12 protein-coding genes are annotated in these 15751 nt (G+C 38.9%); 11 read left to right on the top strand and 1 reads right to left on the bottom strand.

Features of this window, described 5'->3' with window-relative positions; genetic code table 11:
• Positions 1-12 precede the first annotated feature (12 nt).
• Positions 13-1995 carry an alpha-rhamnosidase gene (locus IGI46_RS19740; RefSeq protein ID WP_429965046.1) on the top strand — a complete coding sequence of 661 codons (1983 nt, stop codon included), beginning with the start codon at positions 13-15 and terminating at the stop codon, positions 1993-1995.
• A 28-nt stretch (positions 1996-2023) separates the two neighbouring features.
• On the top strand, positions 2024-3361 hold the full coding sequence (locus IGI46_RS19735) for an MFS transporter (protein ID WP_429965047.1): 1338 nt from the start codon (positions 2024-2026) through the stop codon (positions 3359-3361).
• Positions 3362-3438: 77 nt separating this feature from the next.
• Here the strand turns inward: IGI46_RS19735 and IGI46_RS19730 are convergent, their stop codons facing one another.
• Positions 3439-4068 carry a DUF998 domain-containing protein gene (locus IGI46_RS19730; protein WP_429965048.1) on the bottom strand — a complete coding sequence of 210 codons (630 nt, stop codon included), beginning with the start codon at positions 4066-4068 and terminating at the stop codon, positions 3439-3441.
• Between the two features lie 107 nt (positions 4069-4175).
• Here IGI46_RS19730 and IGI46_RS19725 point away from each other — a divergent pair, with 107 nt between their 5' ends.
• From IGI46_RS19725 to IGI46_RS19685, 9 genes are all read left to right on the top strand, one after another.
• On the top strand, positions 4176-5108 hold the full coding sequence (locus IGI46_RS19725) for a DUF561 domain-containing protein (RefSeq protein WP_429974104.1): 933 nt from the start codon (positions 4176-4178) through the stop codon (positions 5106-5108).
• A 208-nt stretch (positions 5109-5316) separates the two neighbouring features.
• A complete protein-coding gene (locus tag IGI46_RS19720; protein WP_429974103.1) occupies positions 5317-6285 on the top strand; it encodes a Gfo/Idh/MocA family protein in 969 nt (322 codons plus the stop codon).
• A gap of 15 nt (positions 6286-6300) precedes the next feature.
• A complete protein-coding gene (locus IGI46_RS19715; RefSeq protein WP_429974102.1) occupies positions 6301-8880 on the top strand; it encodes a sigma 54-interacting transcriptional regulator in 2580 nt (859 codons plus the stop codon).
• A gap of 123 nt (positions 8881-9003) precedes the next feature.
• Positions 9004-9420: a PTS sugar transporter subunit IIA gene (locus IGI46_RS19710; RefSeq protein WP_429965052.1), complete on the top strand. Its 417-nt coding sequence runs from the start codon at positions 9004-9006 to the stop codon at positions 9418-9420.
• An 18-nt stretch (positions 9421-9438) separates the two neighbouring features.
• Complete coding sequence (locus IGI46_RS19705; RefSeq protein ID WP_429965053.1) at positions 9439-9930, top strand: PTS sugar transporter subunit IIB; 492 nt, start codon at positions 9439-9441, stop codon at positions 9928-9930.
• Positions 9931-9948: 18 nt separating this feature from the next.
• On the top strand, positions 9949-10755 hold the full coding sequence (locus tag IGI46_RS19700) for a PTS mannose/fructose/sorbose/N-acetylgalactosamine transporter subunit IIC (protein WP_429965054.1): 807 nt from the start codon (positions 9949-9951) through the stop codon (positions 10753-10755).
• Positions 10752-11576 carry a PTS system mannose/fructose/sorbose family transporter subunit IID gene (locus tag IGI46_RS19695; RefSeq protein WP_429965055.1) on the top strand — a complete coding sequence of 275 codons (825 nt, stop codon included), beginning with the start codon at positions 10752-10754 and terminating at the stop codon, positions 11574-11576. Before IGI46_RS19700 ends, IGI46_RS19695 begins: the two co-directional genes overlap by 4 nt.
• 12 nt (positions 11577-11588) lie before the next feature.
• Positions 11589-13766, top strand: coding sequence for an alpha-galactosidase (locus tag IGI46_RS19690; protein WP_429974101.1), 2178 nt, complete (start codon positions 11589-11591; stop codon positions 13764-13766).
• On the top strand, positions 13767-15431 hold the full coding sequence (locus IGI46_RS19685) for a glycoside hydrolase family 13 protein (protein ID WP_429965057.1): 1665 nt from the start codon (positions 13767-13769) through the stop codon (positions 15429-15431).
• Positions 15432-15751 lie beyond the last annotated feature (320 nt).

Here is a 15751-nt window from a genome sequence, read left to right as displayed (position 1 = left end):
GGAGAGAGAGCAATGATAAACGAAAATAGTTCCCGATGGCTATGGTACTCAGGCGACTTTGAGATTCGGCAAAGCCTATTACAAAATTTTTCCCGTGAAGAACGGGCGTATGACTGGCCAGCTTATTGGTATATGGATGATTGTCATCGCAATGTGAAATTTAAGCGCTATTATGATTTAGCAGAACCAACTGAATTTAAAGTTGATGCCAAAGGAGTTGGTTACGTAGAGATAAATGATCAAAAATTCCCCTTTGGCCAAACCTTAACTTGTCCTGCTGGTCATAATAAAATTCGCGTTTTTGTAGGGAATACGGAGGGGCTGCCGGCGGTCTACCTTACTGGTGAAATTATCAAAAGTGATATTGGCTGGGTCTGCAGCAACTTTATTGAAGAACACCCAGCCGGTTGGAGTACACTTTATACCAAAGTCGATCAGGATCCTAATCAGGTTTACCATGCACCTGAACCAGTAGCATATCTAAATAAAAAAGAAATACAGGAAGGGGTTCTATTCGATTTTGGTCGCGCGATCTTTGGCAAACTGCTTATCAAAGAGTTAAGGGAAGGAAAACCGGTAACTGTTTGCTTCGGTGAGTCTGAAACGGAAGCGCTGGATGAAGAAATGTGTTATTACAAAGAAATTTCAGCGACTGCAGCAACCTCCATCAGAAAACGAGCCTTTCGCTATATCTTCATTCTTAGGATAAAAGCAGAAGATGTGGAAGTATCCGCTGTACATGAATTCATTCCACTAGAAAATAAAGCAGCATTTCGTTCTGATAATCCGCTGTTAAATCAAATATGGGATGTTTCGGTTGAGACCTTCACCTTGTGCAGTGGCTTATTCTTTATTGATGGAATTAAACGTGACCGCTGGATTTGGTCGGGGGATGCTTATCAATCCTATTTCATTAATCAGTATCTATTCTTTGATGAGGATATCAATAAACGAACCATGTTGGCTCTGAGAGGTCAAAATGAAATTAAACAGCATATGAACACGATTGTTGATTATTCAATTTTATGGTTAATTGGCGTTGAGAATCACTATATGATGACCAACGATGTCGATTTTTTACAGCAAATCTATCCTAAAATGGTTGCCATGATGACTTATTTACAAAATCAAACCAATGAACTAGGGTTTATCTATGGACGAGAAAAGGATTGGATTTTTATTGACTGGTCTGAAATGGATAAAGAGGGAACTTTGGCTGCTGAGCAGGTCCTGTTACTGAAGGCATACCATTCGATGGTCGTTTGCGGATCAATTTTACAAAAAGAAACTATAGCATACCAAGACGCATATGATCAGCTTTACAAAAACCTGTTGGATCATTTCTGGGATGAAGAAAAGGGAGCCTTTATTGATTCTTATGAATCCGGCAAACGTCATGTAACCCGCCATGCCAATATTTTTGCTGTGCTGTTTGATTTAGTAAATCCTAAGCAGCAGCATTCAATTTTAGAAAATGTTTTATTGAATGATGAAATTACTCAGATTACCACTCCGTATTTCAAATTCTTTGAACAAGATGCCCTGTGCAAGCTGGGTGAAACAGAGCGTGTTTATGAAATCATTTTGGATTATTGGGGTGGGATGTTGGCCCATGATGCAATGACTTTTTGGGAGGAGTATAAGCCTGAGGAAACAGGTGCAGATAGGTATGAAATGTACGGCGATCCCTTTGGTAAGAGCCTATGTCATGCTTGGGGAGCCAGCCCGATTTATCTGTTAGGCCGTTATTTTGTTGGCCTGGTACCAACTGCTCCTGGCTATGAGAGTTTTGTCGTTGAACCCAAGCTGAATAATTTTGACTCATTAAGCTGCCAGTTTCCGATCAAGGATGGTTTAGTAACCCTAAACAAAACTGGAGATGAAGTCATCATTTGGACGGATAAAGAGGGCGGAGAGGTGCACTTTAATCAGCAGGTGTTTCAACTAATTAAAGACGAACCTCTTCATTTAAATATGACACTGCAGCCTGTTTAACTAGCTACTCTAGTTTGGAGGAGAAATCATGAGAAAGAAGATGCGCCTAAAGGAAAAAATCGGTTTTGCCTTGACCAATCTAGGAAACATTCCGATTATGACCTTACTGAACACCTATTTATTAATCTTTTACACTGATGTGATTGGGATCAATCCAGCCGTTGTAGCCATGCTGTTTCTTGTGTCACGTATGTTTGATGGGATCAGCGATCCTATCCTCGGCTACTTCATTGATAAGTTTCCACAGACCCGTTTTGGAAAATATCGAGTAATTTTAGTTTTAGGAACCATTATTTGCTGCATCAACTATCTGTTTGTCTGGTTTGCTCCCTTACTGCTTGTTCAGCATCAGGTATTGGCAATTGGTATTTCTTACCTTTTACTGGGAGTGACCTTCGATTTGATGGATATTCCTTTGAACAGTATGATTCCTATTTTAACCAAGGATGAGAATGAACGAAATGTTTTGTCTTCTATTAAAGGTGTATCTTATACAGTGGGGCCAACCATTCTGAATGTACTGGCACCGTTAGCTATTGCTTCATTCACTGATAAGACTGATGGGTATTTATTGCTGATCATCGGTACAGTACTAACTGTTTTGTTCTTTACAATTGTTGGTGCTGCTTGTTTAAAAGAAAGGAATTTAGAAGCAGAGGAGCCGGAAAAAGCAGCGGTGCATTATTCGTTTAAGGACATCGTAGCCATTTTTAAAATCCGAAGTGTTTCTGTCCTTTTCGTATCAATGCTTTTTGTTACAGCGGCGACGAATATTTTCAATGGTACAATTTTGTATTACATTACCTACATTTTAGGGGATGAACGGATATTTAGTATGGCTAGTTTAGTCGGCTTTTTTGGGGCCCTGTTCGCTGGAATGATTGTTCCCAGCGTCTCCAAAAGAATAGGCAAGGAAAATGTTTATATTTTGGGCCTTTTTATTGCCAGCTGCATGATGGTGGCCATTTTATTCTTCCGGCAGCAGGTTATTCTTTTCATTGTATTTTATTTGTTCATTCAATTTGGACTCGGACTAATCAACACCATTCAATACAGTATTTCGGCTGATAATGTTGATCGGGTATACGAAACTATGCATGTACAAAGTGCGGGATTGATCGCCTCTTTAAACTCTTTTGTTATGAAAGTAGCTATGGCTTTGGGAGGTGCAGCGCCAGGCTTTATTTTAAATCATTTTGGTTATGTATCGAATCAAGATCAATCGCCTGAGGCTCAAACGGGAATCCTGCTGGCAGCCTTCATCGTGCCTTTTATTTTGTATATCATTACTATTTTAGTATTTAAATTAGGTTATAAAAATATCGAAGCTGGAAAGTTAACGACGGTTGTCGATGAAATGGACTAAGGAATGAGAGGAGGCAGCTAGCCTTCCTCTTTTTTTCGTCAGAATGTTGACATTTCCATTAGTTATACATCAGCCAACTATTTTTTAAAATTGAACCCTCTGAATAAGTAAATGCCCAAAACAGCATTGAAGCCAGTTGCCGCAAAAACACTAAAACGTTCAGCTATACCAAAAAATTCTTTCGGAACGATTCCAACGCCAATGGCTCCTGCCAGCATTAACAGAAAAGACAAAGCAGCCCAAAGTGCTAATGAAGGATAGGTTTTGTTGTGATAGCCAGAAACGATGATGATTACTAATGATAAAACTGATAGCAGCACAACCAGTGCCGTAACAACACCATGCATGGTATTTTGAAAAGAACTGACCTCCCATTTATCGGAAAGAGGAAACATGCCGTAACCAATCGCAGATACCCAATTCATGGCTGCAAATAAATAAATACCAATTCGTAGTCCGGTCGTAAGCTTTCCTTGAATAAAGACACAAACCATCATGATAGAAATCATTCCGCAAATCTCATAAAGAGAGGACAACTGATTCCATAGCAAAAGAGACGGCGAGTTGGACGCGCTCAAATCACTTACCGCCTGCTCCATCCAGCGATAGCCAGGATAAGCTAATGGGCTAAAGATCACTGCGGCAGTATAAGAGATCAAACTGACAATACCTAATAAACCTAACCAATGAATCAATGATTTTTTCATAAAATACTCCTTTTCAGCCAATAGATTTATTATACTAAAGGATTAGGGAAAAGGATAATCGTGTATAATAAATAGAAAAGATAGAATCCGTAAAAAGGAGCGTTTAAATGACAGCAATTACTCAATTATTAGGTATTAAGTACCCCATTTTTCAAGGAGCGATGGCTCAAATATCCAAGTATCCTTTAGCTGCGGCGGTTTCTAATGCTGGCGGGCTAGGAATTATTGCCTCTGAGGGGATGACTGCGGCTGAACTGCAGGAAGAAATTATTGCTTGTAAAGCATTGACCGATCAACCTTTTGCGGTAAATTTGATGCTGATGGCACCAAATATTCCAGAGCTGATAGAGGTAATTGTGGCAGAAAGAGTAAAAATTGTGACAACTGGAGCAGGAACTCCTAAAAAATATATGCCTGAATTAAAATCAGCTGGCATCAAGGTAATTCCAGTAGTTCCTAGTGCAAAATTAGCAAAAAAAATGGAAGTTCTGGGAGTGGATGCAGTTGTTGCTGAAGGCTCGGAAGCTGGCGGGCACATTGGCGAGCTCTCAACCATGGTCTTGGTTCCACAGGTGGCAACAGCCGTAAAAATTCCTGTAATTGCTGCGGGTGGAATTGCTAATGGAAGAGGGATGGCGGCCGCGCTTGCTTTAGGTGCTGAAGGGATTCAAATGGGCACAGCCTTTTTATTGTCTGAGGAATGCCCAATTCCCCTAAATGTAAAAGAATTTGTAGCAGCTGCCGGGGAACTGGATACCGTAGTGACAGGTAGAAACAGCGTCGCACCCGTTCGCAGTATTAAGAATAAAATGATTGAGCAATACCGACAACGGGAGAAAGAAAACATTCCCTTTGAAGAGTTGGAAAAGCTGACATTGGGTTCAGCACGAAAAGCAGCAGCTGGAGATATTGAAAATGGTTCGGTAATGGCGGGACAAGTTTCTGGTTCAATACATGAGATTAAATCTGTTAAGAAAATTATTGAAGAAGTTCTTGCAGAAACCAAACAAACAATTAAGGTGCTGAAGTTTGAGATCTAACTATCGAGATTTCCATGGGATTTTTTGTAAATTCAGAATAAGTTTGAGCTAGCTACTTGAATAGAACCACGAACGTTTAGTCATTTAATGTAGGATACCTGTTTACTAATCACTCAGTTGTTTCTCACTTTATTAGTAAAATCTATTGTATTCGTTTACTAACTATTTTATGATAAGTTTACTTATACACTAGCGGGGAGATCGTTTTATGAAAGTTGGATTTATTGGAATCGGGGCCATCGCTGATATTATGGCGCGGGAAATAAAAAAAATTGAGGGAATTGATTTAATTGCTGCTTATGGGAGAACTCTTGAGAAAGCTGAGGAATTTGCAGTGACGCATCAAGTACCCTTTTTCACTAATCAATTAGAGGATTTTTTGAATTTTCCAGAAATTGACTTGGTTTATATTGCTACACCACATATTTATCATTATCAATATACAAGAGAAGCTCTTCAACAGAACAAGCATGTCTTATGTGAAAAGCCCTTAGCGTTAAATCATTGTGAAGCTGCTGAGCTGTTCTCATTGGCTAAAGAAAAAAATCTTTTTTTGGGTGAAGCTTTCTGGACGCGATTTAATCCAGTATTTAAGGAACTACAAAAAATCCAAAGGAATCAACTGATTGGTTCATTCAAATCATTGATTACCAATATTGGTGGAAACAGTAGAACAAATCAACGATTAATTGATCTGCAGCTTGGTGGTGGTGCTCTGATGGACACAGGAATTTATGGGTTAAATTTACTTTTTGAAACTTTCGGTACCGACTATAACGATTACACAACAATAGTAAACATAGGGGAAACAGGTGTCGATTTACAACATACATTATGCTTTAATTATTGCAATGACAGCAGTGGCGTTCTAAATGCAACCATTCAGGCAAAAACCTTGAATGGTGCTTTAATCAGTGGAGAAAAAGGCTATATTAAAATCGATCATCCCTCAGAATTTAATCAATTAGAGGTTTTTAATGAGGAGCGAGAAATAATTTATTACCAGCAGTTGCCTAAGGGAATGACAGGTTATACCTATGAGTGGATAGCTGTGAAGGATTGTATAGAAGCTGGCTACACTGAACTCGAGGAAGTACCACCTAAATTTACGTTAGATTTATTAACCCTCACCGATCAGATTCGCCGTGATTGGGGCATGGATTACCCTACAGATTAAGAGGAGGTGATTGTAATGAAACGATCACGCTATGTAGTATTGGACCATCTAAAAGAGTTGTCTGAATTGAAGGAACAAATTACCACCAATGATGTTGCTGAGAGTACACACCTTAGCCGTAATGTTGTCACTACTTATCTTTCGCAATTATTAAATGAAGGCTTAGTTGAGAAAAATGGTACCCGTCCTGTTTACTGGACACCAATTGCCGAGAAGAAGGATGCATTTTCAAAATTTATCGGTGCTAAGGGCAGTTTGAAGGCAGAAATTGATGAATGCAAGGCAGCAGTTACCTATCCGCCTAAAGGTTTTCCGATTCTGATCACTGGTGAATCAGGCGTAGGAAAAAGCTATCTGGCTTCTTTGATTCACCGATTTGCGCTTGAAGAAAAAGTAATCACTCCGTCAGCTAACTTTGTCACGTTGAATTGTGCGGACTATGCGAATAATCCAGAATTGCTGTCTTCCGTTTTGTTTGGCTATCGCAAGGGAGCCTTTACCGGAGCAGATCAGGACACAGAAGGGTTGGTTAAGCAGGCGGATGGAGGCTTTCTCTTTTTAGATGAAGTTCATCGGTTAAACAGTGAAAATCAAGAGAAATTGTTTACGTTGCTCGATTTAGGGCAGTACTATCCTTTAGGAGAAAAAGAGCAGCCAATTGAAGTGGATTTACGTTTCATTTTTGCTACTACTGAATCATTGGACAAATCGCTGCTGCGAACTTTTCAACGGCGTGTTCCCATGACGATCAAATTGCCGGCTTTTCATGAACGGCCAATTCATGAACGGTTAGAAATTACGTTTGATAATTTTGTAAGAGAAGCTCAAAATTTGGAAAAAGATTTTAACTTGAGTTTAACTGAAGTCTTTCAGTTAATTAATCAGCAGTACAAGGGCAATCTGGGTGACTTGAAAAATCGGGTAAGACTACTTTGTGCTCGAGTTTTCATGGAGCAGCAAGCTGAATCAGTGATTCAAATAGGGAATGCAACAGAAGGTATCATTTTTATCTCAAAGGAGACTGTCTCATCACAAATTACAGAAGAATTATTTGAGCAGAGCTTCAGCTATTTAATAGAAGAAATTTTTGCTCCAGAGAAGATCACTGATATGAATGAATGTCGCTTTTCAATTCGGAAGGAATTGAAAAAGGTTCGAAGACAGCTGCAAAGTCAGGCAGTGAACTCATTGATTATTGATAGTTTTGTCCAGCAACTTCAGAAGCAGATTATCGAATTCCAGACTGCGTATGGAATTTTTAATCAATTGTCATCCGAAGATTTAGAAGAAGCTGCGCTGATTTTGTCATTGTTTTTAGAATCTTCAGCAACTTTAGAAAATCGCAGCATGATTGAAAAAATCAAATCTACTTATCCGCGTTCCTACTATTTAATTGGGGAGTTTGTAGGTAAACTTCAGCCAATTTTTACAATTGAAACTGAACGAACTGAGCTGCTGCAATGTTTGCTTTTGTTTATTCTAATAGGTGAGGAATATCATACAATTGAGAAGGTACCATTTTTCTGTTTGCTGTTATCGCACGGAAATATGGCCTCTAGTATTCAGCGGGTAGTGAACAGCTTGTGTCAAACCTACTTATTTGAAGCTTTTGATATGCCAATTGATGCATCGATTAAGGAAATTATTATCGAAGTGGAGATTTTCCTGCAAAAGCAAAATCGGCGGGATCAGGAGGTGATCGTTTTATTTGATATGGGCTCCCTGAGCCAAATGTACAAAGAAATCAAAAAGCAATCAGATGCTGATTTGATGGTAATTAATAATTTAACTACTTCGATGGCTTTAGACATTGGTTTGCAGGTTCAACAGCAGGTACCTTTTAAAGAAATCGCCAAAAAAGCAGAACATTATAGTGAACTAACTAATGTGCAGTACTATGAAGGGCTGTCACAAAATCGCAATATTATTGTTTCCTGTATGTCTGGGGCAGGTCTTTCAGAAGAAATCAAGCGAATTATGATGGACTGTTTAGCCGAAGAAACAGAAATTATCACGATGGATTACAAGGATTTAAAACAAACTCTGAATTCTCATGAGCTAGATTATTTTGCCAATACACAAATGATTCTGACCACTACTGATATTGATTCCTTCAAAGAAATTTCGATCATTAATATTTATGATGTGATGGAGCCAGAAGGTGCCGACTTAGTAAAACGACTGCTTATACAAAATGGGGAATTGGAGACTGCTTGCAACAAGCTGTTAGAACAGTTTCTGCAATTTTTCACGATTGAGGGGATCGGTGCCCGGTTACAATTTCTCAATCCTGAGATTGTGATTAAAGAAGTTCAGGAAATTGTTGAAAAATATGAACAGTATTATGAATTAACTTTGACAGGTCGCGATAAATTGAATCTTTATATGCATATTGCCTTGATGATTGAGCGGATGATGGTCAGCTCACGTCGAAACGAGGAAGCTGCTATTGACGAAGAAACACTGGATGCGGAACGGAAAGAATTTTATTCGGTCTCAAAAAATATATTTCATGCGATTGAACGGAAATACAATATCTTTGTTGATGACTATGAGCTGTCATTAATGTACGAACTGCTTAAAATGCGTTTTTAAGCTTAAAAATAGTGCTTAGTTTTTTAAGCACTATTTTTTTGTGCTTAAGAGACCTTGGTAAAGCACGTTTGGAATAGTTGGCACGCTACTTGCTTATATTATAAATGAGAAGGAGGGAACGAGATGACAAAGTTTGCAATCGCAACTCATGGGAATTTCGCCAAAGGCTTACAAAGCACGTTAGAATTATTCATTCCTAATGAGGAAATCGCGTTTTTATCAGCCTATGTGGAAGAAGAGCCACCTATTGATGAACAATTAGAAACATTCTTCGCTTCATTAGAAGCTGACGAATTAGCAGTAGTTTTCACGGATTTGTTCGGCGGCAGCGTGAATCAGAAAGTTTTATTGGCAAGTGAGGGGAAACAAGTTCAAATCATTGCTGGTTTCAATTTGCCAGTGATTTTAGAGGTTGTTTTAAATAAAGAGAATCTGAGTGTAGAGAATTTGGGGCACTATTTAGAAACAAGTAAAAATGCTATGCAGCTAGTAACACCAATTATAGAAAAGACTGTGAATGAAGAAGATTTCTTCGCATAAATAAAGGAGATAATAACTATGATTAAAGCATTACGAGTAGACGAACGATTGGTTCACGGACAGATTGCCATGGTATGGTCTAAAGAATTAAAACTGCAAGGTTTAGTTATCGCTAACGACGAAGTGGCCAATAATGATACTCAAAAAATGGCACTGCAGATGGCAGTACCCAGTAATATTAAATCAATTATGAAAGATATCGACGGTGCCATCGCTTTGTTAAAAAATCCAAAAGCGAGTGCTATGAATTTGATGGTCCTAGTAAAAACTGTCGAGGATGCGTTGAAAATTGCTAAAGAAATTCCAACAATTGAATATGTGAATATTGGCAATGCTGGCAAAATGATCAACGAACCAAAAAAAGAAATCACTAAGTATGTTATGCTGACTGATTCTGAAATTGCGGCACTAAAAGAATTAGTTGAAGTTTATCCAGAGACTGCTTTTCAAGCGGTACCGACAGAAGACAAAGTATTAGCTAGTACGATAATTAAGGATCAAAAATTATAAGATGAGGGGTGTTACACCATGTGGGATGCATTTTTAGTAGGATTAGTTGTCTTCCTTTGTGTCGGAGGACATGAATTAATTGGATTTTCACTACTGTTTCGACCGATCGTTGTCGGACCATTCTTGGGCTTATTGATGGGTGATTTGCAAACAGGCTTAATGATCGGTGCAGCGTTAGAAACAATTTTTATGGGCGTCATCAACATTGGTGGTGCCTCAGCAGCAGAACCTGGTTTAGCAACAGCTTTAGCAACTGGATTTGCCATCAAATTAGGTGGTGGAGTAGATGCGGCAATTGCGCTGGCTTTGCCAATTGGTATTTTAGGTCAACAAATTAAACTAGCTATTTATATTTTATTCAGTGGTTCAATGGCACCTGTGTTTGATCGATTAGCAGCAGAAGGAAAGCAGAAACAATTTACTTATTTACATTACGGAGTTTGGGCCGTTTGGTATTTTGCCTATTCACTTATTCCATTCTTTGCAATGTTGTTTGGTGCTAATGCTGTGCAAGCAGCTTTGGACATGATTCCAGAAGTTATTATGAATGGCTTATCTATTGCGGGCAACTTACTTCCTGCTGTTGGTATGGCTATGTTGTTAAGAATGCTATGGGAAAACAAGATCGCCGTTTTCTTTTTCTTAGGTTTCATATTCGTTGCGTATCTTAAGCTTCCACTAGTTGCAGTAGCAGGAATCGCCTTCGTGATTGCGATCTTGATTGCTCAACGAGATTACCAATTAAATAAATTAGAAAAAGCAAAACCAGTTGTTGTGCAAGCAACCGATGGAGTTGATCAAGAAGAGGAGGACTTTTTCGCATGAGTAAACTAGGAAACGAATTAACCAAAGAAGAGAAAAAAATAGTCCGTCAAATGTTTTGGCGCTCGCAAACCTTGTATGTTTCAGTAAATCCAGCTAAACAAGGAGCCAACGGATTTTGTTACTCTATGATGCCGTTTATCAATGCTTTTTATAAAGATGAAGAACAACGTAAAGAAGCTTTGGTTCGCCATATGTCTTACTTTAATACAACCGTTCCAATGGCTTCCTTCATCATGGGGATCGCAGCTTCTATGGAAAAAGAGAATTCTGAAAAAGAAGGCTTTGATGTAGCTTCCATTAATGCTGTCAAAACAAGTTTAATGGGACCAATGGCAGGTATCGGTGATTCAATCTTTTGGGGAGTTTGGCGCGTTATTTCAGCTGGTTTAGCAGTTGGTCTGGCAACTAGCGGGAATGTATTGGCTCCGATAGTTTTCTTGGCAATGTTTAATATTCCGCAATGGCTAACTAGATATTACGGCGCTTTCTTAGGCTATTCTCTTGGATCGAAATATATTGAAAAACTCTATTCTGAAGGTTTGATCGGTATCTTGACTAAAGGTGCCAGCATGGTTGGGTTAATGATGGTAGGTGCTATGACTAGTTCGATGGTTGTCTTCCAAACTAAGCTTTCCTTTGATATGCAGGGCGAAACAGTGATGAAGCTTCAAGAAATGCTGGATCAAATCTTTGTGGGCATTGTTCCTTTACTGTTAACTTTGTTTTGCTACTATTTATTAAAGAAAAAGGTAAGCATTACTACTCTAATGTTAGGAATTATCGTTTTAGGAATTGTATTATCAGCACTAGGAGTCGCATAGGAGGACGAAAAAATGATTACGTTTGATGAAGCAACCGGTATTTTCCATCTTCAAGGAAAACAAACAAGTTATTTCATGCAAAAAAACGAACACAATCATCTTTTTCATCTATATTGGGGGAGTCGCTTAGCCAAGCGTCTCCCCGATTATGTATTGAAAGAGATTAAGCGCGCAAGCTACATAGCGGATACGGATCATATTAAAGAATACAAGTTAGAACGCCTACCACAAGAATATCCGGCTTTTGGAAATAGTGATTTGCGTAAACCAGCTTATCAATTATCTTTTCAAAACGGTACACAAATCAGTGATTTTCGTTATATTGCTCATGAAATTAGTGAAGGGAAACCGAGTTTAGAGGGATTGCCTAGTTTGCGTGAGAGTGCTGATTGTGAAACGTTGAAAATCACGCTGCAGGATGATTACCAACAGGTCAGTATGTTTTTATTTTACACTCTCTATGAAGAGGCGGATCTCATCACTCGTCATATTGAACTAAGAAACAACAGTTCAGACAAATTAGAAATTAACCAGCTGAACAGTGCATGTGTCGAACTGCCGACCAATGATTTAGATTTATTGCACTTGAGTGGTTCTTGGGCACGAGAAACGCATATTCAGCGGACACCCTTAAGCCAACTAAATTACCGAGTGGAAAGTACACGCGGCAGCAGCAGTCACGAGCACAATCCATTTATTGCTTTAATGGATAAGGAAACTACTGAAACTACCGGATCAGTTTACAGCATGAATTTAGTTTACAGTGGAAACTTCGAAGCAACCGTTGATGTGGAGATGCAGGACGCTGTCCGAATGCAGATAGGGATAAATAGTACGCTATTTGATTGGCAGCTGCAGCCAGGAAAAACCTTTATTTCACCAGAAGCTGTTTTGGTATATAGTCAACATGGACTACAGGAATTAACTCATAAATATCACCAGGCTTATCAAAATTATCTGATGCCGCCCAAGTTTGCTAAAAATGAACGTCCGATTTTAGTGAATAGTTGGGAAGCCTGCTATTTCGATTTACAGGAAGAATCACTATTGGAGCTAGCAAGTTCTTCTAAAGAACTAGGAGTAGAACTATTTGTTCTAGATGATGGATGGTTTGGTCATCGCGATGATACTAGCAGTTCATTAGGGGACTGGTTCGTGGATAAGCAAAAATTCCCACAGGGATTGGAGCATTTTATTAACCAAATTGAACAAATTGGTTTGGATTTTGGTATTTGGGTGGAACCTGAAATGATCTCGGAGGATAGCGACCTCTATCGGAAGCATCCTGATTGGTGTATTGAGGTGCCCGGCCGGTTGAAATCTTACTCTCGTGGACAATTTGTATTAGACTTTGCCAATGTTAAAGTGCAGGATTACTTAATCGAAGTATTATCAGAATTATTCCAGCGTTACGATATTGATTATGTAAAATGGGACATGAACCGCAGCATGACTGAAGCAGGTTCTAACATTCTTACTAATAGTCAGCAAAAAGAATTTTATCATCGATATATACTAGGATTGTATCGTGTTTTAGAAACAGTAACAGAACAATTTCCAGAGATTCTGTTTGAAAACTGTGCTGGAGGTGGTGGTCGCTTCGATCCAGGAATGATGTATTATATGCCACAAACCTGGACTAGCGATGATACGGATGCGATTGAACGCTTAACAATTCAAGAAGGAACCAGTCTAATTTATCCAGCAATTTCCATGGGCGCACACGTTTCTCAAGTACCAAATCATCAAATTGGGCGGGTAACTCCTTTGAATACCCGCGGTGTGGTTGCCATGCAAGGAAACTTCGGTTATGAAATGGACTTGTCCAAATTATCAACTGAAGAAAAACAGGAAATTCAAGCACAAATAGACCAGTTTAAATTGATTCGCTCAACTGTACAGTTAGGAAAATTCTATCGTTTGGCGGTACCAGTAAAGGATAATGCTAAAGCCTGGCTGTTTATCGATGATCAGCAGGTAGTGGTATCTTACGTCCAAATTCATGCTAAACCTAATTCACCGTCAAAACGATTGAAGTTGACTGGTTTAAATTCAGAAACGTTGTACCAGCTACCAAGCGGTGAAAAACGTTACGGGGATGAATTAATGGCTTTTGGTTTAGCAATTGATGTAGTGCATAAAGATTTTTATAGTCAACAATGGATTTTAAAGAAAGTAGAGGATGAGTAAATGAACGACTGGTGGAAAAAAGCAGTTTTTTATCAGATTTATCCGAAAAGTTTCAATGATACAAATGGTGATGGCGTTGGCGACATTAATGGAATCCGTGAAAAGCTTCCTTACCTAAAAGAGCTCGGAGTTGACGCGCTGTGGATCAGCCCCATTTATTTATCACCACAAATCGACAACGGATACGATATTGCGGATTATCGTACGATTGATCCAATGTTTGGCAACAATGCAGAAATGTATCAACTGATCGAGGAAGCACATCAAAAAAAATTGAAAATAGTGATGGATTTTGTGGCAAATCATACTTCAGATCAATGTATCTGGTTCCAAGAAAGTCGCAAATCCAAGGAAAATTACTTTAGCGATTTTTATATATGGAAGGATGCCAAGTCGGATGGGTCTGAGCCAAATAACTGGGGCTCCAGTTTTGGCGGTTCTGCTTGGACCTGGGATGACTCTCGTCAACAATACTATTTGCATTATTATGCTAAAGAGCAGCCAGATCTAAACTGGGAGAATCCGAATGTGCGTTCCTATATTTATGATATGATGCGTTTTTGGAAATCTAAAGGTGTTGACGGCTGGCGGATGGATGTAGTTACCTCTATTTCTAAAGATTTAGATTTCCCAGATAATCCCAGACCATTCACTACCGAGAATCAGCAAAATGGGCCGCGAATGCATGAGTTTATTCATGAAATGAACCAAGAGGTTTTAAAGCCCTTTTCTATGATGAGTGTTGGTGAATCACCAGCAGCTAAATCAACGGATGGATACTTACTAGTAGATCCACAACGAGAAGAGTTAGATATGATCTTTACCTTTGAACACATGCATGTGGATCGGGTAAAGGGGGATGTCAATGGTCGTTGGGCATTAAAACCGATGGATTTACCTGCTTTGAAAAAGATTTTAGCTTCATGGCAAAAAGAATTACGAGGTCGGGGATGGAATGCCTTGTATTTTGAGAATCATGACCGTGCCCGAATCATTTCCCGGTGGGGGAATGATGAGGAATATCGTTTCGAATGTGCAACAGCTTTTGCAACAGTTTTGCATGGACTCCAGGGAACGCCATTTGTTTATCAAGGGGAAGAAATTGGTATGACCAATCCAAAGTTTGCAATTGATGAATATGAGGATGTAGAGTTGCGAGGCAATTATGAGTTTTATGTAAAACAGCAGCAGACTATTTCAGAAAAAGAATTTCTGGCGGCGGTTCATAAAATTACCCGTGACAATGCTCGTACGCCAATGCAATGGGATGATAGTCAAAATGCTGGATTTAGTGAAGTAACCCCCTGGTTCAAATTGAATCCAAATTATTCGACTATTAATGTGGCTGCTGATCAACTCAGTAAGAAATCAGTCTTCAATTATTATCAAAAGCTGATTGAGCTTCGTCATACGGAGGAGCTTTTAACAGAAGGTGAATTCGAGCTTTTGTATGAGGACGATCCAACAAAATTTATCTATAAACGAACTTATAGAGATACGGTCTGGTATGTTTTAGCAAACTTTTCCGATCAAGAGCAGATTGTTCCTGAAGAGTTGCAAAAATTAGAAGGAACGTTTATCATCAAGAATTATTCGGATCGACAAACTATGCAAAATTCTTTAGCTCCTTATGAGGCATTGATTTTTGCAACACAAGAAACATGAGGCTGCTGTCAAAAGTTTAAATCTATTATTACGGGTGGAAGTTCCAGATACTAGCAAAGCTTTCAAAGCAGAAACCATCAAAAATCGGTTCTTCTACAGGTTGACTAAATGAAACAGGATCAGATAGGTTAAAGAAAACCGAGTGATTTTTGATGCAAACTGTAGTAGCACTGCTAGCACGGATCAGCACACGAGGCGTATATATTATTGTCCAACCCGAGCGGTTAAGCTATTGATGCTCTACGAATCATCATCAAGCTGAGAATCTTGGATAATTTTACGATAGATATCTTTTCATTAGATATTATCCGTCCCTTAAA

The sequence above is a fragment of the Enterococcus sp. AZ163 genome (genome assembly GCF_050498925.1).
In the GTDB taxonomy this organism is placed as follows: Bacteria; Bacillota; Bacilli; order Lactobacillales; family Enterococcaceae; genus Enterococcus_A; species Enterococcus_A ferrettii.
This window is presented reverse-complemented; position numbering and strand designations above follow the sequence as displayed.